Here is a 254-nt window from a genome sequence, read left to right on the forward strand (position 1 = left end):
AGACGGTACCGCCAAGTGACTATATCCCTTATGAAAACAATCAGAGCATGATTCCGGCGATGGCGAACTTTGGCGACGGATACCGCTACCATGTAACCGGCTTGACACATACTGAAAAAGGCTTGCCAACCGGGAACCCGGACGTGACCAAGAAGTTTATGCAACGTCTAACCCAGAAGCTAACTCCTTATTTAGACCGGATCCAATTAGTCGAAGAGGTCCAGCTTGACGATGCGGACCTGATCGTGGTCGCT

The 254-nt window shown here is 50.4% G+C and carries 1 pseudogene; it reads left to right on the forward strand.

Annotated elements, in window-relative coordinates:
* Positions 1-59: 59 nt before the first annotated feature.
* Positions 60-254: pseudogene (locus ACYQ3Q_RS28650) on the forward strand (2-oxoacid:acceptor oxidoreductase subunit alpha); the annotation flags it as partial.

The organism is Desulfosporosinus burensis, from assembly GCF_054657535.1.